This window comes from Silvibacterium bohemicum (genome assembly GCF_001006305.1).
Taxonomy (GTDB): domain Bacteria; phylum Acidobacteriota; class Terriglobia; order Terriglobales; family Acidobacteriaceae; genus Silvibacterium; species Silvibacterium bohemicum.
The window spans coordinates 36,678-60,419 of the sequence record NZ_LBHJ01000002.1; the positions used below are offsets into that span (position 1 = coordinate 36,678).

The 23,742-nt window shown below is 58.2% G+C and carries 20 protein-coding genes and 1 tRNA gene; 14 read left to right on the forward strand and 7 right to left on the reverse strand.

Annotated elements, in window-relative coordinates; all coding sequences use genetic code 11:
- The first annotated feature begins 45 nt into the window (after window positions 1-45).
- From gatA to XX99_RS04055, 3 genes are all read left to right on the forward strand, one after another.
- Complete coding sequence (gene gatA / locus XX99_RS04045) at window positions 46-1,449, forward strand: Asp-tRNA(Asn)/Glu-tRNA(Gln) amidotransferase subunit GatA (RefSeq protein ID WP_050058399.1); 1,404 nt, start codon at window positions 46-48, stop codon at window positions 1,447-1,449.
- A gap of 213 nt (window positions 1,450-1,662) precedes the next feature.
- On the forward strand, window positions 1,663-2,364 hold the full coding sequence (locus XX99_RS04050) for a hypothetical protein (protein WP_050058128.1): 702 nt from the start codon (window positions 1,663-1,665) through the stop codon (window positions 2,362-2,364).
- 162 nt (window positions 2,365-2,526) lie between these two features.
- Window positions 2,527-3,114 carry an FmdE family protein gene (locus XX99_RS04055; RefSeq protein WP_050058129.1) on the forward strand — a complete coding sequence of 196 codons (588 nt, stop codon included), beginning with the start codon at window positions 2,527-2,529 and terminating at the stop codon, window positions 3,112-3,114.
- A 265-nt stretch (window positions 3,115-3,379) separates the two neighbouring features.
- On the opposite strand, the gene XX99_RS04060 is transcribed toward XX99_RS04055, so the two are convergent.
- Entirely contained in the window at window positions 3,380-3,883 is a 504-nt protein-coding gene (locus XX99_RS04060) for a DUF4142 domain-containing protein (RefSeq protein ID WP_231581141.1), read from the reverse strand.
- A 189-nt stretch (window positions 3,884-4,072) separates the two neighbouring features.
- Between XX99_RS04060 and XX99_RS04065 the strand changes: the two genes are divergently transcribed.
- From XX99_RS04065 to XX99_RS04085, 5 genes are all read left to right on the forward strand, one after another.
- Window positions 4,073-4,525: a PadR family transcriptional regulator gene (locus XX99_RS04065; RefSeq protein WP_082125239.1), complete on the forward strand. Its 453-nt coding sequence runs from the start codon at window positions 4,073-4,075 to the stop codon at window positions 4,523-4,525.
- A 2-nt stretch (window positions 4,526-4,527) separates the two neighbouring features.
- A complete protein-coding gene (locus XX99_RS27605) occupies window positions 4,528-5,526 on the forward strand; it encodes a hypothetical protein (protein WP_050058130.1) in 999 nt (332 codons plus the stop codon).
- Between the two features lie 89 nt (window positions 5,527-5,615).
- Window positions 5,616-6,365, forward strand: coding sequence for a YIP1 family protein (locus tag XX99_RS27610; protein WP_050058131.1), 750 nt, complete (start codon window positions 5,616-5,618; stop codon window positions 6,363-6,365).
- A gap of 231 nt (window positions 6,366-6,596) precedes the next feature.
- Complete coding sequence (locus XX99_RS04080; protein WP_050058132.1) at window positions 6,597-9,254, forward strand: protein kinase domain-containing protein; 2,658 nt, start codon at window positions 6,597-6,599, stop codon at window positions 9,252-9,254.
- 54 nt (window positions 9,255-9,308) lie between these two features.
- Window positions 9,309-10,052, forward strand: a complete 744-nt coding sequence (locus XX99_RS04085; RefSeq protein ID WP_050058133.1) for a hypothetical protein — start codon at window positions 9,309-9,311, stop codon at window positions 10,050-10,052.
- 201 nt (window positions 10,053-10,253) lie between these two features.
- Here the strand turns inward: XX99_RS04085 and purF are convergent, their stop codons facing one another.
- From purF to mmuM, 4 genes are all read right to left on the reverse strand, one after another.
- Complete coding sequence (gene purF / locus XX99_RS04090; RefSeq protein WP_082125242.1) at window positions 10,254-11,786, reverse strand: amidophosphoribosyltransferase; 1,533 nt, start codon at window positions 11,784-11,786, stop codon at window positions 10,254-10,256.
- Window positions 11,783-14,197, reverse strand: coding sequence for a phosphoribosylformylglycinamidine synthase subunit PurL (gene purL, locus XX99_RS04095; RefSeq protein ID WP_050058134.1), 2,415 nt, complete (start codon window positions 14,195-14,197; stop codon window positions 11,783-11,785). Before purL ends, purF begins: the two co-directional genes overlap by 4 nt.
- Before the next feature lie 36 nt (window positions 14,198-14,233).
- Window positions 14,234-15,154, reverse strand: coding sequence for an SDR family oxidoreductase (locus tag XX99_RS04100; RefSeq protein WP_050058402.1), 921 nt, complete (start codon window positions 15,152-15,154; stop codon window positions 14,234-14,236).
- Between the two features lie 133 nt (window positions 15,155-15,287).
- Window positions 15,288-16,226, reverse strand: coding sequence for a homocysteine S-methyltransferase (gene mmuM / locus XX99_RS04105; protein WP_050058135.1), 939 nt, complete (start codon window positions 16,224-16,226; stop codon window positions 15,288-15,290).
- Window positions 16,227-16,430: 204 nt separating this feature from the next.
- Here mmuM and XX99_RS04110 point away from each other — a divergent pair.
- Window positions 16,431-16,507: transfer RNA gene (locus XX99_RS04110), tRNA-Pro, on the forward strand.
- Window positions 16,508-16,765: 258 nt separating this feature from the next.
- Here XX99_RS04110 and XX99_RS28520 read toward each other — a convergent pair.
- Together XX99_RS28520 and XX99_RS04120 are read right to left on the reverse strand one after the other, a co-directional pair.
- Window positions 16,766-17,026, reverse strand: coding sequence for a superinfection immunity protein (locus XX99_RS28520; RefSeq protein ID WP_082125243.1), 261 nt, complete (start codon window positions 17,024-17,026; stop codon window positions 16,766-16,768).
- 229 nt (window positions 17,027-17,255) lie between these two features.
- Window positions 17,256-18,086: an oxidoreductase gene (locus XX99_RS04120; protein ID WP_050058136.1), complete on the reverse strand. Its 831-nt coding sequence runs from the start codon at window positions 18,084-18,086 to the stop codon at window positions 17,256-17,258.
- Between the two features lie 301 nt (window positions 18,087-18,387).
- Here XX99_RS04120 and XX99_RS04125 point away from each other — a divergent pair, with 301 nt between their 5' ends.
- The 5 genes from XX99_RS04125 (at window position 18,388) to XX99_RS27070 (ending at window position 23,321) form a co-directional block, all read left to right on the forward strand.
- Window positions 18,388-19,128, forward strand: coding sequence for an SDR family oxidoreductase (locus XX99_RS04125; protein WP_050058137.1), 741 nt, complete (start codon window positions 18,388-18,390; stop codon window positions 19,126-19,128).
- 146 nt (window positions 19,129-19,274) lie between these two features.
- Window positions 19,275-19,865, forward strand: coding sequence for a TetR/AcrR family transcriptional regulator (locus tag XX99_RS04130; RefSeq protein ID WP_050058138.1), 591 nt, complete (start codon window positions 19,275-19,277; stop codon window positions 19,863-19,865).
- Window positions 19,866-20,841: 976 nt separating this feature from the next.
- The gene (locus XX99_RS04140; RefSeq protein WP_231581142.1) at window positions 20,842-21,354 is read left to right on the forward strand and encodes a sigma-70 family RNA polymerase sigma factor; all 513 of its coding nucleotides are present in this window, start codon (window positions 20,842-20,844) and stop codon (window positions 21,352-21,354) included.
- Window positions 21,355-21,789: 435 nt separating this feature from the next.
- Window positions 21,790-22,536 carry a hypothetical protein gene (locus tag XX99_RS04145; RefSeq protein ID WP_184085169.1) on the forward strand — a complete coding sequence of 249 codons (747 nt, stop codon included), beginning with the start codon at window positions 21,790-21,792 and terminating at the stop codon, window positions 22,534-22,536.
- Between the two features lie 377 nt (window positions 22,537-22,913).
- A complete protein-coding gene (locus XX99_RS27070; RefSeq protein ID WP_156185789.1) occupies window positions 22,914-23,321 on the forward strand; it encodes an RNA polymerase sigma factor in 408 nt (135 codons plus the stop codon).
- Window positions 23,322-23,742: the final 421 nt, after the last annotated feature.

Below are 23,742 nucleotides of genomic sequence, written 5' to 3' on the forward strand. Positions count from 1 at the left end.
AAAGAAATGACGAAGAGAATTTCCGATCTTGAACTACCCGGCGCGATGCGCGGGATCGCCGAGAGCCCAAACTCTGCAGTCGCCTCGACCGAAGAGTGCCTGCGCGCGATCGAAACCCAGAACCCCATAATCAATGCGTTTCTCTCGGTCGATACGGAAGGCGCACTCGCCCAGGCGAAGCGGATCGACGAGGCCGCTGCGGCCGGTTCTGCACGCGGAGCCCTGGCCGGCGTCCCGATTGGCATTAAGGATGTATTGACGGTCGAAGGCATGCCCGCGACCGCGGGATCGAAGATCCTAGAGGGGTATCGCCCCCCCTACACGGCCACGGCGGTTCGGAAATTGATCGATGCCGGCGCGGTGATCCTGGGCAAGATCAACTGCGACGAGTTCGCGATGGGCTCTTCGAACGAGAACTCCGCGTACGGGCCGGTGCGCAATCCGCACGATACCGACCGCGTTCCGGGCGGCTCGAGCGGCGGCTCTGCAGCGGCTGTGGCAGCCGGGATGGCGGTCGCGACGTTGGGCACCGACACCGGCGGATCGATCCGGCAGCCTGCTTCATTCTGCGGCGTGGTGGGGGTGTTACCCACTTATGGCCGGGTCTCGCGCTATGGGTTGATTGCGTTTGCTTCCTCTTTAGATAGGGTAGGCCCGTTTGCAGTCTCGGTTCACGATGCGGCTCTGGTGCTGGGCACGATTGCCGGCTACGATCCGCTCGATGCGACCTCGTCGCTGCGCCCGGTTCCGGATTACACCGAGGGCATCGATAAGGGTGTTGCCGGTATGAGGCTGGGTGTGCCGTCAGAGTACTTCGGCAAAGGCCTCGATCCCGAGGTGCAGAGTGCGGTCGAGTCGACCATCGAGCGGCTGCGCGCGGCTGGAGCGGAGATTGTTCCGATCTCGTTGCCGCATACCCGCTATGCGGTTCCGACGTACTATGTGATCGCCACGGCGGAGGCCAGCTCCAACCTGGCGCGATTCGATGGCGTTCGCTATGGCTATCGGGCTCCAGAGGCGAAGACGCTGGCGGAGATGTACCGGCTGTCGCGCGAAGGCGGATTCGGCGCCGAAGTGAAGCGGCGCATCCTGCTGGGGACCTATGTGCTGAGCGCCGGCTACTACGACGCCTACTACAAGAAGGCGCAGCAGGTTCGACGGCTGCTGACCGATGATTTCCTGGCAGCTTTCAAGAATGTGGATGCGATTCTGACGCCCACCGCGCCGACCCCGGCCTTCAAGATCGGCGAGAAGGCTGATGATCCCATGGCCATGTACCTGGCCGATATCTATACGGTGACCGCCAGCCTGGCTGGCATCTGCGGGATCTCGGTTCCCTGCGGCAACTCGCACGAGGGGCTGCCGATCGGCCTGCAGATTCTCGGCAATCATTTTGCCGAGAGCACGGTCTTCCGGGTGGCGCAGGCGGTCGAATCGCTGGAGAAATAGCGGGTTCGAATATCGCACGGGGCCGGGACTCCCTCCGAAATTCGGCGTTCCCTCGGGAGTTCGGGGGCCCAGTCTGGATGCCCGGTGAGGGAACAGCGGACTGCAGGTCCCTCGGCTCGCGCTGCTCGCTCGGGATGACAAATGGTTGGGTGAGATCCGCTCCATTACCTCGGTGACCTGTTCGTCGCGAGCCGCACTTTCTATGCTGGCTGCGTGCTTTTTCGTCGACTCTTCCTGCTGTTTCCGATTCTTCTCTTTGCCACTGCCGGCGTTAGTCTAGCCGCGGTTGCGAAGGCGCATACTGTCGGCCTGGGCGGGGTGCGGAAGGTTCCTTATTCAGTTGCGGGCGATCCGGCCGGTTTTCGGGCAGACGAAAAGGAGCTGCGCATCCGTCCGCTCATCGTCGATGGCAAGGTGAAGGAGTGGACCACGGGCGAGGCGCACGATGTGACGGATCGCAGCTTTGCGGTACGCCGTGCGATTCGCTTGAACGATGCGCTGCCCCAGGAAAAGCCCGAGCATTGGGTGTGGCAGCGCGGGCCCTGGCTGCTAGTCGACCGCGTAACCGGGAAGATCGTTGCACTCCATCTGGCCGACTATGACCCGGCGGTGTCAGACGTGGTTTGGTTTCGCGATTACGCTGCGTATTGCGGCCTCAGCCCGGGCGGAAAGCAGCTTTACGGGATGGTGGCGCAGATTGCCGCGCGCAAGCCGCTGTTGGCGCGGAAGCTGGGTGCGTGGAATGCGACCGACCATCCCTCGCCGGCGTGTGAGCCTGCGACCTGGCAGCGGGAGCCTCTGCGGATCGCCTTTCAGCCTAAGGGTGGTGCTCCGGTGAGCTTCGATCTGGTGGGGTTGTCAGCGGTCTTAGTGGAGGATGGCGATGCGGGGGATGCGGATGGTCCGGGGTTCTAAATCTACTGCGCGTCAGTCCTGCTTTGATCCCACATCTCAAAATCGAGATGTGGGGCACCCGGTTTCGTGTAAGGGGATGGAAACTGCAGGTCCCTCGGCTCGCGGGGCTCGCTCGAGATGACGAATCTCATGGTGAGGCTTTGCGGCTTCTAGAATAGAGAAGTGGAATCCTTCGATGAGCTGCTGAAGATGGCGGAGATTGCGCACGGGCATCTTTGTGCCGGGCAGATCCTTGGTGTGCGCATGGCCATGCTTGGCTGCCGGCGGCTGGGGGTCGAGGAGCCGCGCGGGAAAGACCGCAAGCGTCTTGTGACCTTTGTCGAGATCGACCGTTGCGCGACGGATGCCATCGGAGTGGTGACCGGCTGCCGGCTGGGCAAGCGGGCGCTCAAGTTTCGCGACTGGGGCAAGATGGCGGCGACGTTCATCGATCTGGCCGACGGGCGTGCGCTGCGCATTGCGGCGCTGGAGTCGTCGAAGGCTCGGGCGAAAGAGCTGTTTCCCGAAATCGAGAATAAGAACCAGCAGCAGATGAAGGCCTATCGCGAGCTTCCCGATGAGGAGTTGTTTGCCGAGCAATGGGTCGCTGTTCAGCTGGATGCCGGTGAGTTTCCCGGCTACAAAGGGGCGCGGATCGCCTGCGCGGAGTGCGGCGAGGGGATCAACTACGATCGCTTTGTCGAGCGCGAGGGAAAGACCCTGTGCATGGCCTGCGCCGATCCGGCGGGGCGGTATTATCAGCCGCTATGAAGGTAGGGTATAGGGTGCAGGGTTGAGGGTTTAGTTTCCTTTGCCTGTAGAGTGGTGGCTGCGCTGGATGGAAATGCGTTCTTCATCCATCCATTTCATCGATTTCCTTCCTGCAAAGTGAGTGGTTATAGTGGTCATGGCGTGATCGGGCGCCGCCGTGTCCGCGGGAAGGGCTGAGCCTGCCGATGATTGCTGCTTCCACAATTTGCCGACGCATCTTCTTTTTCGCCTGTGACGCGGATGGGACACCCGGTTGCGAATCCGGTTACAGGGTATTCAGCCAGCCGAGGTGCGCGTTCACCAGCACGGCGGTCTGGTGTGCGAACTGCTTGTATGGTTCCGAGCCTTCCTGGGCTTCCTGCTTGAAGAGGCCTTCGTCCTTGTTGTGGATCTGCTTCATGTCGCCTACGTAGTAGTCGTCGAATTGAGCGGCCGGGACGGCCTTCAGCTTGGCCAGGCGTTCGGAGAATTCGGCATTGAGTCCGGGAGCGATGGTCACTCCGGTCATGGTCGCGATGCGTTTGAGATTGCTGTTCACGCCGGTGTGATCGTGCGATTCTAGGATCCCGAAGTTCTTCACCACCGGCATGGTGGCCCGCATCGCAGCTACCTTGCCGGCTTCAACCTCGTAAAGGCCACCCTGCGAGACCTTCGCGACGAAGGCTTGATCCGCCTCCGATGCCTGGGGGGCTGCCTGCAACAACGATCCACACGCCAGGGCTGCCGCCATGACCGCGGCACGTCTCCCGCCCAATTTTTCGCTCTTCATCCTGACTCCTCCGATTCCTGCCACACCTACAACCCCTGGTGAGATGCCTTTATGCCCGGTGGGCGTGGGTGGATGGCTGACGATATCGGATGCAGGCAAAAAAGTGCGAAATTCTGGTTGACAGAGATGAGGAGTAGATACATACTTGCGTCACACACTGTTTGTTACACAGTGTGTGACGCGAAGAACATGGAAAACGAATTATTTGAGAACCTTCGGCTGGAACTGCGGCGCGGCAGCCTGACTTTGGCTGTCCTGGCCCAGCTTCGGACGGAACATTACGGCTACATTCTGCGCAAGGCCCTGGCCGATTCCGGGCTGGCCATCGACGAGAACACGCTCTATCCGCTGTTGAGGCGGCTGGAGGCGCAGGGGCTGCTGGTGAGCCACTGGCGCGAGGAGGAAAAGCGCAACAAGCGCTTCTACCGGCTTTCCGCCCAAGGCGAGGTCGTGCTTTACCAGCTGCTGAACGAGCACGCGGCGATGAACGCGGCGCTGGACCGAATCACGAAGGTGAGCCCGGTTGCGGGCGCAGCCGGTGAGGGAGCGGCCGACCGCGGGCCGGTCAGCGAGTCAGCAGGCCAGCAGGGAAGCGAACCAACACCCACATTTCAGATCCCCGCACTTCAGGAGAGGGAATAACCATGAACTTGAATCAGGACAATTTACTGAACCGATATCTGCAGGCGGTTGGTTTCTGGCTCCCGCGCCGGCAGAAAGACGATATTCTCGCCGAGCTTGCCGAGGACCTGCGCCAGCAGATGGAGGATCGCGAGGAGGAGCTGGGACGCGGTCTGGAAGACGCGGACATCAAGGCGATCCTCAAACAGCGCGGCCAGCCCATGCGGGTGGCGGCCAGCTTTTTGCCGCAGCAGAGCCTGATCGGCCCGGTGCTTTATCCGATCTATCTGATGGTGCTGAAGATTGTGGTGCTGGTGACGCTGCTGATCAATGTGATCGCGACCATCCTCTCGACAGTCTTCAACCATGCCGCAGCCCCTCATCCGATCGCAGCGGTTCTGCGCTCGGTGGGAGCGGCGTGGTCGATATTTTTCATCCAGTTCGGCATTGTGACGCTGATCTTCGCGGCTATCGATCGCTATGCCGCTGCCTCGATCGGGAGCGAGGATTGGGACCCAGGGAAGCTGGCGCGGGTTCGCGTCTCCAAGCCAGCGAAGCGGCTCAATCTTGCAACTGAGCTGGTCTTCGGCGTGATTGGCCTGGTCTGGCTGCTGGCCGTTCCCAGCTATCCATTCCTGCTGGTCGGCCCGGCGTCACTGATCGTAAAGCCGGCTCCCATATGGTCGGAGGTCTATATTCCGCTGCTGGTCCTGGCGATGGCGGGCATAACGGAAAATGTGATCACGCTGCTTCGTCCCGATCTGCGCTGGTTCCGGCCGGTCTTCCGGATACTCAGCTCGGCATTCTGCATCTGGATTGGCTATCGGCTGCTGCAGGCCCACGAGTACGCCATTGGGCTTACTGCCGGCGGCGCGCAATACACGACGATCATCAACCAGATCCTGCATTGGGGAATTCTGGGAACGATGGCCGGCTTCGGCATTGCGATATGCGTTCACGTGTGGGAGCTGGTGAAGGACCTGATGGAATCGGTGCAGTCGACAAACGTGCGGCTGGCTTAAGGCGGATTTTTACCAATGCACCCCGGCGGCCGAGTTACAATCCGGCCAAACTATTTACGCGTTCCCCGCGCTCTTTCTCCGGAGGTTTTATGGCTGATGCGATACCCGTTCCCCAGTCTTCGATTACAGGACTTTCCGAGCCGCAGCGTGTCATTGACACCTTTACCGCCCCGTCCAGGACTTTCACCGATATCCTGCGCAGCTCTGCTTTCTGGGGTCCGCTGGTGGTGATGATCCTGGTGAGTGTGTGCTTCTCTTTTGCCGTCCAGCAGAAGATCGGCTGGGACAAGGTGTACGAAAACATCCTGCACCAGACGCCGAAGCAGGAGGCGAAGTTCGACCAGATGCAGCCGGAGCAGGCAGCCAACGCCAAGACCATTGCGGCCAAATTCACCGGCGGAATCACGTACGGCTACACCATCGTGATTTTGTTTGTTACGGCAATCAACGCGCTGCTGGTGTGGGTGACGGTGAACTTCGGCTTCGGCGGCGCCTCGAAGTACGGCCAGGTCTTTGCCGTGAGCATGTACGGCTCGCTGGTGATGAACATCAAGTACATCCTGGCGATCGTGGCCATCTTCGCGGGACTGGCTCCGGATTCGTTCTTGCTGCAGAACCCGGTGGGGACCAACATCGGCTACTACCTCAGCACGGATGCTCCGAAGTGGCTCATGGCGCTGTGCACGCATATCGATCTCTTTGAAATCTGGGCGGTCGTTCTGAATGTGATCGGCATCGCCATCGTGGCCAAGGTTTCACGCGGCAAGGCTGCGGCGGCGGTGGTGGGATGGTGGCTGATTCTGGTGCTGGTAGGCGTGGGTTTCGCTGCCGGCTCTTAGTTCTCGCGGCATTATCGAGAGGGGCGCTCTGCCTGGAGCGCCCTTTTTCTTTTCCAAATTCTATTTCGTAGCTCTATATCGATATTGCCCCTCTAGAATCTTTGTAACGCTGGATAGTCCCTGCGGCGACGGCAATCGTGGAGGCCCCCGCTCAACGAACAGCAGCAGGTGAAATGCACCGGCGTAACGGCAGCGATTCGGATTTGTGTTCCTGATTGAAAGCGACAGGCGATGGACGAGCAGGCCAGATCGAATGCGAGTGACGCTGAAGTCAGAGCAGCTTCAGGCGGCGATGTCTCGTTTCCGGAGTGGCCGGTTGCAGTCGACATAACCAGCGCAGCGCCCCATGGCCCGACTCGACGCGCTGAAGGAATTTTTCCCGCTACAACCTTGCGTCTCGGCGAAGTGCTGGTTGGACGGTTCGCGGTCATACGGATGATCGGGCGCGGAGGGATGGGCGAGGTCTACGAGGTCGAAGACCGGCATCTGCAAGGGGTGCGCGTGGCTTTGAAGACGCTGCTTCCGCGGATTGCGGCGGATGCCGACGCACAGCGCAGCCTGGAGCACGAGGTGCTGCTCGCGCGCAGCGTGACCCATCCAAACCTTTGTCCGATTTACGACATCGCGCGCAGCGAGAGCAGTGGGCAATCGCTTCTCTTCCTTACCATGAGATTGCTGCCGGGAGACACGCTGGCGGCTCGTCTCGAACAGCCCGCAAAGCTATCGCTGGCTGAGGCTGAAATTATCCTCCGGAAGGTTGCCGCAGGACTGTCGGCAGCGCACGCGGCAGGCATCATTCATCGCGATATCAAGCCCAACAACATCATGATCGATGGCTCCGGCATCGATGTTCAGGTGTGGATCACGGATTTCGGGCTGGCGCGATCCTTTTCAGGTGAGACGAGCATCCTGAATGCGCTGATGATTGCCGGCACGCCGGGCTACCTTGCTCCCGAATTGTTTCGCGGACAGTCAGCCAGCATCTGCAGCGATATTTACGCCTTTGGCGTAGTGGCTGAAAAGGTCTTTGCTGCAACGGAACGGCCACCATCCGCGGCGTGGACGCGAGTGGTGGAGGGATGCCTGGAGCCTGAACCATCGGAGCGATTTTCATCGATCGATGATGCGCTGGCCTTGCTCGATGGGAATGCGGCTACGCGTTTGGGAGAGCGTTTGCTGCTCTCGCGCCGCGGGATGCTGGTCTTAACTTCCGGAGCAGCTGCGGCAGTTTGCGGCGGAATCGCCTTCGAGGTCTACAACAAATCGCATGCGCTGCCGCCGCTGCCGAAGAAGCGCTTTGTAGCTCTGCTCGCGTGGCCGCAGACGGCGGAGGCAGATCGATCGATGGTGGCGAATCTGCTGGACTCGATCGGCAATCGGCTCTCTCGCGCGGAAGCTTATGCGACGGATCTGCTGATTATCTCCTCGCCTGACTTCAATACAGCTCCGAACTACAATGTTTCGCCGGCCAGCCTGGTCACATCGCTGGGGGCGAATTTGGCGCTGGCCGGGTCTCTCATTCGCACCAGGCTCCTGATTACTCTTACTCTGGAGATTCTGGATGCGGAGACGAGCAACGTACTGCGTAAGGATCACGTGAGTGTTCTTTCCAATGCAATCGGTGGACTGGCGGACAAGGCGGCGAATTTAGCCGCGGCCATGCTCGAACTACCCAAAGATGTTTCCCTCGCCGATCCCGATGAGTTGCAGCGAGTGCCCGCGGCTGTTTTCCGAGCCTACACCGAGGCCCGGCAGATGGTGGATCAGCCTAACGATACCGCGCTGGATGCAGGGATCCGGAAATATCAACAGATATTGACCGACATGCCCCGCTTCGCATTGGGCTATGCGCAACTCTCGCTGGCGTATACGCGGCAATATCTCCTGCGTCATGAGCCGGCCTCTTTGCATCTTGCGGAGAGTAATGCGGACCTGGCGCTGAAGTACAATCCGCAATCGGCAAAGGGGCTGCTAAGTAAAGGTCTCTCGCTGCTGTACTCCGGTAAGACCGATGAGGCCCTTAATTATTTAACTCAGGCGCTCAAGGCCGATCCTGAAAATCCGGATACTCGCTTTCACAAGGCGCAGGCATATGAGTATCTCAACCGCTGGAAGGATGCCGAGGAGGTTTACCGGCAGATACTCAAGAGCCGGCCCAACTATTGGCCGGCACACAATGACCTTGGATGGGCGCTCTTTCGCCAGGCGCGTTATAAGGAGGCCGCACAAGCGTTCGAGGATGCCTCGATAGTTGCTCCCCAGGTGGCCATGCCTCTGGCCAACTTAGGAACCATGTATGTAGAGCTAGGCAGAAACCAGGATGCCATGGAGTCATTCCGAAAGAGCCTGAGCCGGCACCCGAATGAGATCGCGTACCTGGGCCTTGGAGACATCGCCTTTTCCTCAAAAGACTTCAAGACTGCTCTGTTTAATTACAGCAAGGCAAAGGAAGTAAATCCCGCGAGCGATCTGGCGTGGCGCAACCTGGGCGACACCTACTCCATGCTGGGCAATCCCAAAGAGATGTTGGACTGCTACGGCAATGCGGCGCGCATTATGAACGAGAAAGTGAGAGTAAATCCCAGCGACGGTATCGACTGGATGACGCTGGCTTTCTACAACGCGAAGCTGGGCAATGCAGCGAATGCCTGGGATGACCTGAAGCAGGCAGATACGCGGGGCGCAGCGGACGTAGAATCGCAGTTCACCAAGGCACAGGCGCTGGCGTTGTTAGGCAAGAAGGAAGAATCGTTACAACTTGTTCTGGCGTGTATGGCCCGCGGGCTCGATCCCCTGGAAATAGAACTTGCTCTCGACTTGAAAGATGTTAGATTGGACCCACGTTATAAATCGGCCGCAGCGAAGACGCACGTTCAAGGCCCCACTTGAAGAGCGAGCCGGCAGTCAATTCACACGTTTGAAATCGATTGAGGATTGTAAGCAATGAAATCGTTGCTACTGGTTTTGCTGGCGCTCTTTGTAGGTATCGCGATCGGAATCTGGTATGGGAAACAACATGCCTCGCCGGTTACAGGACAGACTCCTTTATCGGGGCCGAACCACATCAAATTTGTGGTTGAAGGCAACACCAAAGTAGACCTCGCGCCCTCGGTAGGCGACGTTCTTAACTGGGTCGATACATTGGGAAATCCAGTTACCGTAAATGTCGCTTCCTATGCAGGCTTGGATAATCTTTGCAACGAAGCGAGTCCCACATCGAAGTGCACGATCCTGGCCGATGGTGGAATCTTTCCCTACGACTGTTCGACTGCCGGACTCTGCTTCGATCCCGGCATAAGCCCGGGTAAGTCGCCGGGCGGTCCCGGCGGTATTACCAAGGCTACGAATCCGGCAATGACGACGAGCGCGGTCAAGGCGCAGTTGTCGCCAATTCCTGAGAGCGTCCAGGTTGCGTGCACGCCGCCGGCTACAGGCACAGCGATCGCAACGCCTGCCACGCTGGACATCGACTCCAATACGAATGTGATGTGGATCGGCGGCCCGGGCACGGCGGGGTATGTAACGCTCCCCTCCGGCACTTGCAGCAATCAGGGAAGTAAGACGCAGTACGCTATCAACGTCGATGGATGCGTGGTGCTGAAGTCAGCGAACTATCCCATTCAGCTTAACGGCTGCCAGACAGTTGGCACGGGAACGATCAACCTGCTTTCGCAGCGCGCCAAGTAAACTCAGCGCTGGATGATGTGGAATCCCACATCTCAAAATCGAGATTTGGGGCAGGACTGGCCGTCCAGGCAATTGTGCCTTCGGCAATTGTTCCGTGGTTGTAACGGCGATTGTGGAATTCCACATCTAAGAAGCGAGATGTGGGGCACCCGGTTTCTTTCGAGAGGCCGACAATCCTTCGGTAGAGACGGCTTAGGAAGGCTAGCGGGCTGCGGCTGCGGGCAGGATGTCTTCTACGTCCACCCACTGCGTGGGATATTCGCCGGTGTAGCAGGCTACGCAGAATTTGTTGTGTTCTTCGCCGTCGCAGGCTTGCTTTAGTCCGTCGAGCGAGAGATAGGCGAGCGAGTCGGCTTCGATGTAGTTTCTTATCTCGGCTATCGAGTTATTGGCTGCAATCAGCTCGGACTTACGCGGGGTGTCTACGCCGTAGTAGCAGGGCGAGACCGTGGGCGGACAACTTATCCGCAAGTGGACTTCCTTCGCGCCCGCGGCTCTCACCATTCTTACGATCTTGCGGCTCGTTGTTCCGCGAATGATGCTGTCGTCGATGAGGATGATGCGCTTGCCTTCGAGCAGATTGCGGACCGGGTTGAGCTTGAGCTTCACGCCGAAGTCGCGCACGCGCTGTTCGGGCTCGATGAAGGTGCGGCCCACGTAGTGGTTGCGGATGAGGCCGAAGCGAAACGGGATGCCGGACTCAGCAGCGTATCCGATGGCGGCGGTCACGCCGGAGTCGGGGACGGGCACGACTAGATCCGCAGGCACGCCGGATTCGCGGGCGAGCTGGCGGCCCATCTCCTCGCGGCTCTCCTGCACCCAGCGGTTGTAGATCTTGCTGTCGGGGCGAGCGAAGTAGACGTGCTCGAAGATGCAGCTGCTTTGTTCGACTCCAGAGGAGAAGCGGCGGCTGGTGACGCCGTCCTGCGTGACCATGACCAGCTCGCCGGGCTCGACGTCGCGGACGAACTTGGCGCGGAGCAGATCGAAGGCGCAAGTCTCGGACGCGAAGACCACGGTATCTTGGCCGCCGGGATTCTCGATGACGCCCATGGAGAGCGGGCGGAAGCCGCGTGGATCGCGGGCGGCGAAGACACGGTCGCGGGTCATCATGACGATCGAGAACGCTCCATCGACCTGCGAGAGCGAGTCGGCGATGGCGTCGACCAGGGTTCCAGCGCGCGAGTGGGCGATGAGCTGGACGATGATCTCGGAGTCGCTGGTGGTCTGGAAGAAAGCGCCGTCGCGTTCGAGGCGCGAGCGCACGTTGCCGAGGTTCACGAGGTTGCCGTTATGGGCGATGGCGATGAGGCCCTTGGTGGATTCGACGCGAATGGGCTGCGCATTGAGCAGCGCTGAATCCCCTGTTGTCGAATAGCGGGTGTGGCCGATGGCCATATCGCCGTGCAGCTTGTTGAGCACGTCGTCGGTGAAGATGTCGGCGACCAGGCCCATGCCCTTGATGTTGGAGAGATTCTTGCCGTCGGCGGTGGCGATGCCGGCAGATTCCTGTCCGCGATGCTGCAGTGCGTAGAGGCCGAGGTAGACCTGGCGAGCGGCGTCCGGGTGTCCGTGGACGGCGACGACTCCGCATTCTTCTCTTAGTTTGGGATCGTCGTCCTCAGTTGAAGTTGCAGCGCTGTGGTCTCCCACCCTTTCGCGCAACGGCGGCGCGGAAGGATGGGGCACCCGATCTTTTTCTCCCTCGATGCCCTCGATCATGAGGTGGTTCATGCGAGCACCTCGTTCGCGGTGTGGTCGTGGAGGGTTTGTTCGAGGGATTGGGACCAGGGTTCTAGAATCGAACCTAAGGGGCCGGAGATCGCTGCTTGTCCGTACTTTATCGTGAGCGCATCGCCGCCCGTCGTGCCAATCTTTACGGCCATCAAACCAAATTCTTTGCAGATTCGGTCTGCGTCTGAGGGATCGCAGGTTATCACTGCTTGCGAACTATATTCCGCGAATAAGACCAGGGCTGCTGGCGTTTTAGGAGCGGAGAGCGGAGAACGGACGTGAGTAGTATCGATATCGCTCAGGTCAACGTTCGCTCCGATGCCGAGGGGCTGGGTGGCGCGCGCAATTGCAACGGCGATTCCGCCATCTGATACATCCGATGCGGAGTGGAGTAAGCCTTCCTTACTCATCTTAATCAGGAAATATTGAAGAATTGCTTCGTCATCCTCGACGTCAAGCTCGGGCGGTGCGCCCCATTGGCAGCCCAACAAAGTCTTCGCGAATTCGGACGAACCAAAGCCCCTGAGATTTCCCTCTGGAACGAGAGTAGTAACACCTGAGAGCAAAATGATCGCGTCGCCAGCGCGCTGGAAGCTTGCTGGGACAGCTTTCGTCACGTCGTCGAGGATACCCACAATCCCCAGAACAGGTGTGGGATAAATGCCTTCGCCCCTGGTCTCGTTATATAGAGAAACGTTGCCGCCGGTTATGGGTGTTCCCAATGCTGCCGCGGCTTCAGCTATGCCGTCGATGGCTTCCGATAGCTGCGCCATGATCTCCGGCTTCTCTGGATTGCCGAAGTTAAGGCAGTTGGTGGCGGCTACGGGTGTAGCTCCAGTGCAGGCAACCTTGCGAGCAGCTTCCGCTACGGCATGCATAGCGCCCAGCTTGGGATCGAGATAACACCAGCGTCCGTTGCCGGCGAGTGCCATGGCCAGGCCACGATTGGTGCCCTTGATGCGCATGACTCCGGCTTCTGCGCCTGGGCCTTGGACGGTGTTGGTTTGAACCATGCTGTCGTATTGCTCGAAGACCCAGCGCTTGTCGCAGATGTTGCTCGATGCGAGCAGCTTCTTGAGGTCGGCGGTGTAATCGCGGGGCTTCTTCAGCTCTTCGAGAACTTCTGCCGGGGGATCGAGCGGGACGGGAGCTTTCCAGGTGCCTATCGGACGGTTGTAGCGCGGCGCGTCGTCGGTGAGGGACTGGTTGGGGATATCGGCTTCGACCACTCCCTTGTGCAGAACGCGGAGACGGGGCTCGGCGATGACGGTGCCGACGATCTTAGCGTCGAGTCCCCACTTGAGGAAGATGTCGAAGACCTCCTGCTCACGACCCTTTTCGGCGACGAGGAGCATGCGCTCCTGAGATTCCGAGAGCATCATCTCGTAGGCGGTCATTTTGGTTTCGCGCTGCGGAACGTGATCGAGATTCAGCTCAAGGCCGACGCCGCCACGCGCTCCCATTTCGCAGCCTGAAGAGGTGAGGCCGGCTGCGCCCATGTCTTGAATGCCCACGATCGGACTGGTTTTGCCGGTGCCGGGCTTCATCACTTCGAGACAGGCTTCGAGGAGCAGCTTCTCCATGAAGGGATCGCCGACCTGGACGTTGGGCCGCTTCTGTTCGGAGCCTTCTTTGAACTCTTCGGAAGCCATGGTTGCTCCATGGATGCCGTCGCGGCCGGTTTTGGCTCCAACGTAAATTACGGGATTGCCGATGCCGGAGGCCTTGGCGTAGAAGATCTCATCGCGGCGGACGAGGCCGAGGGCGAAGGCATTGACCAGCGGATTGCCGGAGTAGCAGGGCTCGAAGCGGGTCTCGCCGCCGAGGTTGGGTACTCCGAAGCAATTGCCGTAGGCGGCGATGCCGTGGACTACGCCTTCGAGGATCGAATGGTTTTTGCGGATGATTTCATCGCTGAGACCGTTTGAAACTGCGGGTCCCTCCGCTTCGCTTCGCTCCGGTCGGGATGACAAGCTTTTTTCAATCGGGCCGAAGCGGAGCGAGTCCATCACCGCGAGCGGCCGTGCATTCATGGTGAAGATGTCGCGCAGGATGCCGCCGACTCCGGTGGCCGCTCCCTGAAAGGGCTCGATATAGGAGGGGTGATTGTGGGACTCGATCTTGAAGGCGCAGGCCCAGCCGTCGCCGACGTCAATGATGCCGGCGTTCTCGCCCGGTCCCTGGACCACGCGGTCGCTCTTGGTGGGCAGCCGCTTCAGGTGAACGCGCGAGGATTTGTAGGAGCAGTGCTCGCTCCACATGACGCTGTAAATACCAAGTTCGGTAAGGCTGGGGGTGCGGCCAAGCGCGCCGAGGATGCGAGAGTACTCCTCGGCCGTGATGCTGTGCTGAGCCAGAAGCTCGGGAGTGACAGCGACCGGTTGAGGGGCCGCGGCAGTATCTGATTTCATGGCTTTGAAACACTATTGTCGCACGGCTGCGGGGTTTTAACCCCAGCGCACGCCGGTGAGTTTTTCCGAGATCTCCCAGAGCCTTTTTGCAGAGGCTGCATCCTTTGCCCGAGGCGCGATATAGGCCGGGGCTACGGGTCCCTTCATCTCATAAAAGCCGTTGGGTCCGTAGTAACCATTGGGACTGGCGTCTGGTGAGGCCGCGGCATAAAGGGTTGGCAAAGCGCCGCCGAGGGAATCGTGGCTGAGGAAGCGGGAGAGAATGCGGCTGCCTTTGGCCTGCAGCGAGTTGGCTCCGGGACCATTGGCGATGAGGTCGGTGCGGGCGAAGCCGGGATGCGCGGCATCGACGAGGAGCCCCCAGCCGGCGGCATCGCTGCGCCGCTGCATCTCGAAGGTGAAGAGCATGTTGGCGAGCTTCGATTGCTGGTAGAAAGGCCACGGCTTGTATCCATGCTCGGCTTGAAGATTGTCGAAGAGGATCTTAGCGCCGGCGCGATGGGCGAGGCTGGAGACGTTCGTGACACGAGGCCTGGACGCGCGGCGCAGCGCGGGCAACAGCTTTGCGGTGAGCGCAAAATGCGCGAGATGGTTGGTGCCGAATTGCAATTCGAATCCATCCGCTGTGGTTTTGCGGGTGGGCGGAGCCATCACGCCAGCGTTGTTGATGAGCAGGTCCAGCGGGCGGTTTTCGGCGAGGATGCGCTCCGCGAAGGCCGAGACAGACGCGAGGCTGGCAAGATCGATCTCTTCGAAGCGGACTTTTCCTGCGGGCCGGTGTCCGGCGATGCGAGCCAGGGCATCGCGGCCCTTTTGCGGGTTGCGTGCGGCAACGATGACTTCGGCGCCGGCCATGGCCAGGGCGAGCGCGGTTTCGTAGCCGATGCCTCCAGTGGCTCCGGTAACGATGGCAAGCTTTCCGTTTTGCTGAGGGATATTTTGGGCGGTCCAGTTCATAAAATTTCCTTTCACATGCAAGATGAGTGAGTAAACACTCATGATTTATTTTATTTTCACCCAAATCCAAATCTTTGAGACTGCGATTTGTCTTGCGGCCGGCGGGCAGTCTAGGGAAACGGAGGAGGCTCGTCTATCTGGATGCAGCTGCCCGCCGTTCCTCGCAGGTTTGCCGCACGGCGCGGATGTGGGCGGGGGTGGTGCGACAGCATCCGCCGACGGCTTGGGCTCTTGCCGCGTACCAATCGGTTGCGAGGCTGGCGTAGCCGGCGATATCCGCGGAGCCGTACCAGGAGCGGTTGTCCGTGTTCCACAGTTCGCCGGAGTTGGGATAGACGAAGACCGGCTTGCTGCTCGCGGACTGGATTTCTCCGATCAATGACGAGATAAACTTTGGCTGCGTGCAGTTGACGGCGATGGCCACGACTTGTGCGGAGCTTTCGAGCAGCGCGGCGCATTCCGCCAGCGGCTCGCCGTGAGCGACGCTGCGTTCGTCCTTGCAGGTGAAGGAGACCCACGCGGCGACGGGGGGAAATAGTTGCAGCGCCTGAGCGATGGCTCGGGCCTCTTCGACCGAGGGGACGGTCTCGAGGGCGACCAGGTCGGCTTCCGTCTCCGCGACAACGGCGAGACGCTCGGCGTGGAAGCGGACGAGGTCATCGAAGGAGATGGTGTAGCGGCCGTGAAACTCCGCTCCGTTGTGGAGGGCTGCTCCATACGGGCCGAGAGATGCGGCGATGAAGGTGGGACGGGTGGATTCCCTGCAGTATTCGTCGCGGGCAGCGATGGCGATCTCCACGGACTGGCGAAGGGCGTGCGCGGCGTCGGCCTCCGTGCGGTTGAATTCGGCGTATCCGAGATTTGAGACCTGATAGCTGGCCGTCGAGATGCAGTCGGCGCCGGCGCGGAGGTAATCGAGATGAACACGCTCGATAAGGCCGGGCGAGGAATCGAGGATGTGGGCCGACCACAACGGGCCGGAGAGGTCACAGCCGTGGCGCTCGAGCTCGGTGGCCATGCCTCCATCGAGCACATGGATGGAACGCAGGTCGGCTTGGGAGATCGGGTTCATCTGTTATCTGGAAAGAGCAGGCTCCGGTCATTCCTGCTTCTAATCATCACTGATCGGCCACTGTGGGGCGCTGGCTGCCGGCTCTCTTGGGCGGCTGACCTCGACCACGGGCAAAACGGCTGCTTTCTGTTACACTCAAGAATAGCTCGCGGAGAGCGCAGGGACCAACCAGGCACCCTGCTCGCGAGTTCCTATCAACAAGTTCGGGGAGTGGCTCAGCCTGGTAGAGCACCTGGTTCGGGACCAGGGGGTCGGAGGTTCGAATCCTCTCTCCCCGACCAATTCACAGTCTCTGACTTGTCCTTCTCAATCGAGCAATTCCAATTCCTAAGAGCTGCTTCGACCGAAGCGGCGAATCCTCCGGCGTGGGGAGCGTCTGCGAAGTGCTTCCTAACGGGGCTGCCCAAACGGTTCAACCCTCAGACGCGCCTTGCCTTCAATGAGGGCCTGATGGCCGATCTATCGCCGAAGTGTGTCTCGGTGAGGATGAAGCGAAGGCGGGCCAGGGTTCGGAGCCTGTGACCGCTCCCAGCGGTCGCTTATAGGGCTGGGGGAGTCTGCTGTGGCTGCTGCACTATTACAATCTGCGACGGAACGGGCGAAGTCAGCGACCAGATGAGGGCCACTATCCAACCAATCGCACTCCATCCCAGGAGAAGGTTGACCAATATTATCGGCATGCGATTGTGATGGTGGCGATACACGGCAACGATCGTCGGCAGACAGTAAACTGCCAACATAAGGCAGAGAGGTACGAAAAATACGATAAGATGGGCAGGCGTAAACAGGTTGTCGAGCATGTTTCCTCCCTGTGCCGAACAGCATACCGTAACTAATCTGGGGATACCAGTTTAATTAGTAAGTAAGTTAGTGCTGTGGATGTGCCGGGGGCGCGGGCCGATAACGGCTCCGCTGAAGAACCAGCTCTGTGGCGCCTCCTCTTGATCCTCAGAAACAGGCACTCTCAATTGTGGAAACTAATACTCCTGTATCAATCGCTGAGAAGTTGCTTGAGCACGGCGAGTTCACTTAGGACGAATAATCGGTCGATAAACTCAGGTGCTTCCACTGTCGATCCGATTCGAGTTTCTCGAGGGTGCTCTTTTCGGCGGCGGCGTAGCTGTCGCTTCCGAGCAGCAGCCGTAGCGGCGGCTCCGTCATTGATACGACGTGGAGCAGAGCGGCGGCGGCCTTTGCGGGATCGCCGGGCTGTTTCCCGTTGTAGTCCTGTTGAAAGCGTACCGTGGCTCCCACGGTTGACTGATACTCGGGACGGCCTTCGCGAAGGTCAGAGGAAGATCCGGCGAAGTCGGTGCGAAAACCTCCTGGCTCGATGATGGTGACCTTGATGCCCAGCGGTCTCACCTCTTTCATGAGCGATTCGGAGAAACCTTCCACTGCAAATTTTGCGGCGGCGTAAGGGGAGCGTCCTATGGGGCCGAGCCGCGCGGCGATCGATGTGACCTGGATGAAGTGTCCGGCTTTTTTCTCGCGGAAGTAGGGGAGCGCGGCCTTGGTCATAATAATGACGCCAAAGAGATTTGTCTCGATCTGCTCGCGGAACTCTTGGAGCGAGGTATCTTCCACCGGGGCGACATTTCCATAGCCGGCGTTGTTGACGAGGACGTCCAGGCTTCCGAAGGTCTCGATTGCCGTCTCGACAGCGCGCTTGGCCTGGGCCTCGCTCGTGACATCGAGAGCAATCGCCCGGATATTCTTACCGAACCGATCTTCGAGGTCGGCTAGCTGCTCCGGTTTTCTGGCTCCAGCCACGACTTTATCTCCGGCTTCCAGCGCGGCCACTGCGAACGCGCGACCCAGTCCCCGGGAACTTCCTGTAATCAACCATACCTTCGACATGCCACATTCTCCTGTTTGTCTTCGCTGCCCGCGGCACCGCAAAAGCCCTTTTGCCGCTTGGGGTTGAAAGCTCTCACTAAAAGATGAAATTGAGTCCGATGCGATTCGCGTAAATGTCGCCGGCCGAAAAAAAGCATGCCGAGGCAGCGCTTCCACCAAGGAGATTCCCGGCGAATAGGGCGTCGTACGAAAGGAACGGCTGAGTAGACTTATTGTGACGTGTCAATAAAAACTAACGACCAGTCGCTTTTTTGTGAATCGTGACTAGCGACCATTCATCCAATGCGTTCAGGAGGGCATTATGCCTAGCGACAAAAAAGTAGCATTCATCTCCGGGGCGAACCGCGGAATCGGTTTCGAGACGGCTCGTCAACTTGGACAAAAGGGCGTCACGGTCATCGTGGGCGCGAGAACGCTTCAGGAGGCGAAGGCGGCGGCCGACAAGCTTACCTCAGAGAACATCGAAGCTCACGCAGTTGTCTTGGATGTAACCAAGGAAGCGGACCGCAAAGCTGCGGCTGCCTTTGTTGCGGACAAGTTCGGCAAGCTCGATATTCTTATCAATAATGCCGGAATCGGCGGAGAGGGCGGCCTGCTCAACGCGCACACTATCGAGACAACGGAGTCGGAATTTCAGACTGTCTTCAATACAAATCTTTACTCTGTGGTTGCAGTGACGCGCGAGTTTCTGCCGCTGCTCAAGAAGAGTGCGGCCGGCCGCATCGTGAATCTCTCGAGCATCCTGGGCTCGCTCACACTGCAGGCAATGCCGAACAGTCCGATCGCTCCGATGAAGGCATTTGCGTATAACGCATCGAAGACAGCGCTGAATCAGTTCACGGTCCATCTCGCGATCGAGCTGAAGGACACGAACATCAAGGTGAATTCGGCTCATCCTGGTTGGGTGAAGACAGAATTGGGCACGCAGTATGCGCAAATGGAGATTGCCGACGGCGCAAAGACCAGCGTCGATCTCGCGCTGATCGGTCCGGACGGTCCGAACGGCAAGTTCATTCATGCCGGTAAAGAGCTGCCCTGGTAAGTTTCATTACTCTGCTGGCCGCGCTTGGGGGAGGCTGCCCCCTCCCTCATGCGAACGCGGAAGGAACCACGGCGTTCGCAATTCTGACGCTCGATCAGCTGGTTCTGCATGTCAAACTATACTGAACGTGCAAATGTGGACCTTCCATGAGTAAAGGATCGGAAACCCGTCAGCGCATTATCGTCAAAGCTGCGGCCCTCTTCAACCGCAAGGGCTTCGACGGCTGCTCCATGCAGGACATTGTCGAGGAAGTCGGACTGGAAAAGGGCAGCCTTTACGGCCATTTTCCTACGAAAGAGGCGCTTGCTGTTGCCGCTTTTGAATACGCCTGGGACGAAACCTGCGCTGCTCGCGTGGACGGCATGGATGCTGTGTCCAATGCAATTGAAAAGCTGAAGATTCATGCCGCCAATGCGGTATCGCGCCCATGTTTTCCCGGCGGCTGTCCCTTGATGAACACAATTACCGACAACGATGATGGCAATGTTGCGCTGAAGCGGATAGCGCGAGGCGCGCTCAAGGGATGGCGGTCGTATCTGGAAAGCGTCGTGAAGGATGGTCAGGAGCGGAAAGAGATACGGCCGGAGGTTTCGCCGGAAGAAGTTGCTGCGCTGATGATCTCTCTGCTCGAAGGCGCAATGGCTCTTGATCGGCTTGACAAGAAGCCGGGCTTTCTGGAAAAGGCCGGACGGCACGTCAATATATATCTCGACACAATCGCCCAGTCACCGAACTAACCCCATTTCCCCCGAGCCTGATCCGTTCAGCTATGCCCTACGGCATGCCTTTTAAAACGTGTCTTAGAAACGCAGAATGGAAGCGTGCGGTCTCAATCGTCAACAGGATCTGCCACTCTTACCGTCTAAATACACCATACCTCCAGCAAAACACGCGGGAAAGTAAGATATTCCCGCGAGTTACCACAGTAAGTTCGGTGTGGTGACTTTTCCTTAACGTTTTCAACATGCGATTGTGGATAACATCGAGGTAGCGTGCCCGGAACCATTCGATATTCCTCCTGACACATTTGGTTCTTGAAGCGCCGTGAGGGGATGAGTTTTAATGAGACACGGCTCGACGTAAGTGAAGATTTCATCTCGTGATAAAACGCATAGGTGAGGATCGCCGAGTTGATGTATAAGAGCGTGGCGGGATGTGTGTGTCCCGTCTAAGCTCCGAAGTGTAAGAGCGTTCGCTGTAAAGGATGTCATTTCTTTGTCACTTCTAGCTCTAAGTCCGATTTTCGATGGACTTTGTAGGCTATAAAAAAAATGCGAGACAAATTGTTCTCCGCGAGCCCCCGATCGAGGACCCCGTAGATTTGCCGCTTTAATTTAAGATCGGTATTTCCGAAATTCTCCGACCCACATATAAATGTGAAGCGCGGATGCAATTGATCAACATTCAATTGCGGCATCTGCCATGCGGTATCGATGCCTCGCAGTTGCATGGATGAAATCGAAGGCGAACTGCGCCGGGCGGTCGGATGGTTTCAGCTCAGACCTCCTGGATGCGTGACGATGCCTTCTTTTAGTAACGGCAGATAAACCGCTAATCGGCGAGTGACTGCCGCAACGTGTATCACTTTTCTGCCAGTTTCGACATCCCTTGCGCGCTGCCCGCCGCCCTGAGGTTGAAGCAGAAATCGAGGTCATTCGAAAGATGTACGACACAGCTTTTATGCAGCACTTGAGCGGGCTTTACGGATATGCCATGGCATTGACCCGCAACGACTCCGAAGCTCAGGATTTGGTGCAGGAAACCTGTCTTCGCGCTCTGCCTAAGCTGGGAAGTCTGCGGGCGGATAGTAATTTGAAGAGCTGGCTCTTCACTATTCTGCGAAATATATGGCTGAACCAATTGCGGCAGAAGCGCTCGGCCTCGAATTTCGCTGAACTCGATACGGATGAGAGCATTGCAGATCTGGTGCAGGAGCCCTCCCAGAATCCCCATGACTCTTACGTCGGAAAAATGGAGCGGGAGTGGGTTCGGCAAGCGATTGAGAGGTTGCCCGTCGCATCTCGCGAGATCATCCTCCTGCGCGAATATGAGGAACTCTCTTATCAGGAGATTGCGGATGTCCTGGAGTGTCCGCCCGGCACCGTGATGTCGCGTTTAGCAAGAGCGCGCTCGAAGCTGCGGAGTCTCCTTTCCACTACCGATTATTTCCCCGCCGAACCGAGCGCGGACGGAGAAAAGCTCTCAAGCCGATCCTCGGGCAAGTAATCCCTGACCTGAAAACGATGCTGCCTTTTTAGACATTTGGCCGCCGTGCGCCTATTTTTTTGGCGCAGCGGGAATATTTCGTCGAAATCTTTGTTTGACAAGACGAACCGATATGCGCCACAAGTCACCCACCCCGGCCTATTCCGTTGCCAAACAGCGCGGCCCATGCCGGCGGCCGGCATCGATCCCCCATCGTGCCGTGACCGGTAGTAGTGCAACCCAAAAACAAATAAAACGTGCACTGCTTTCCCACCCCTTTCCCCTCTCTGTGCAACTTTTGAGAACTGAGGCCAGTAAATGCATTTCTACGATGAAAATAGCGGCAAAATATTACGCTACCTCGAGGAGCAACTGCATGGCAGGGAGTTAGAACATTTTGAAGCCCACATGCAAAATTGCTCCGATTGCCAGGAGCGGTTGTACGAGGAGCAAGAGTTGTCGCGTATCCTGCGGCAGGCGCGTCCCTTATATTCCGCGCCCTCCGAGCTCCGCGCTCGAATATCCGACATGCTGGCGCAACATTCGAATGTGAATCGACGTGCGGATAGCTTTTTCCAGCGCATTCTGGCGACATCGAAAGACAAGTGGATCGCTGGTGTGCGTTCCGGTTGCGGTTGGAGAATCGCGTCCGCAGCGGTCGCGATTATTCTCTGCTTCGTGTTGATCCCGAATGGAATGCGACGGGTCAAAGCTGCGAGCTACGAGGACACGGCTATATCTTCCTATCGTAGTTATTTAAACGGTGGCTACCCGCTGGAAATTCATTCGAGCTCACCTGAAGTTATAGCTGCATGGTTTACAGGCAGGGTGCCATTTGTGGTGCGGCTGCCGACATCCAATTCCGGATCAGGCAGCCAGGTAAGTTATCTTCTGGTCGGCGCCCGAGTCGTTCCCTATAAGTCGAGCCACGCGGCGCTGATAACTTATGAGACCACGGGCGCGGGCAAGATAAGTCTCCTGGTCGCGTCGTCGCAATCCACTGAGGTCGGGGGCGGCGATGAGGTGCGGGCGGGCAGTTTGATATTTCACTATCACAAGAGAGGAGAGCTCAATGTGATCACCTGGAATAACCATGGGCTTGCATACGCTCTAGTCTCGGACATCCCTGGATCAGCGAAGGAGTCCTGCCTGGTGTGCCACCAGAACATGGCCGATCATGGCAACTTCGCCTCAACCCATTAGTTAATTGCCTTCTGGAAATTCGCGCGCCTGCCTCAGAGGCCGTCGTCTACTGATTGTGGAATAAACGGACTCGAGGCGGTGTTTTGTCTGCGAGTGTAGAAAATTGCGTTTGGTCAAGTCGATCGCAAACGCGAATTTCACCTGATGGATAAAAGCTGAGTGGTGAGCGGATGGAACTTATCCGCCGGCGCGAATAACCGAAGAGGTCCTCAGAAAACTCAGACGATCTGGCATAACCGCATTGGCCGGACAAGCATGTTATGCATGCTCAAAATTCGGCTCCAAGCCAAGGCGGCAGCGTGCTACGAAGGGCCGGATCGATGCGACTGTTATTGCACCTATTTTGACATTCTGAGCAAGTAAGAAGGGATATCTCAATGAGCGTAAATGAACACCAAAATCCAATCGAAGTCTGGCGACAAGATCTTGAGCAGAATGCTCGCAGACAAACCAGCGGTAGTTCAGTCACATCCCGGAACACACGAGAAATCCTAAAATGCGAGCGTTCGGAGGTTTCGCGTGCGCGCGGGCAGGCTTCGGATTTCGGAGCTGGACGCTATCGGGAGCTGCTTCATTTTTTAGCATTCCGAATTCTCGGGGAAGATCAAGCGGCAGAAAAAGTTGTCGAGGATTGTTTGTTGACGGTCGCGCAAAATCGGCAACTGTTCGCACATGAGGCGGATTTTCGTCACTGGCTGGTCAGAGCTTTAATCGACGAAGCATTCTTAGTCGCATATCGCCGAAGCGGGAGATTCCGTGAGGCCCTGGCCTCCGCTTGTCATTAAAGAATTGCAAGCAGAGGCAGTTATTGACTTAGAGAAGGAATAGCACTGCCGCGTGATGTGTTTTAGCTGCAAACGTTGTGGGCGGAGGCGGATGTGGGATCTGGTGCGAATTCAACCCTAGCAAGAACATTTACCTTGAGACGAGATGAAAGTTTGCATGAGCTCCCTCAGGAAGTTTCTTCCTCCCACGAACCTGCAAGAGACGGCAAGAGTGAGTCGCCATTTCAGGGGCTGTTAGGCAGTGTGACTGGATACACTCATACGCTGGCGGCAATTGGATTGATCTTGCGCTGCTTCTTATAGACAAACGTCCTCGTTGGGTGAAGTGGTAAGGTGCTTGTCCTTGTAATAAGTCGCATAGGATGGGTTGCCAGATCGCTGATGACCACACGACCTTTGAGTAGTCGCAAGGCCGGTGCCA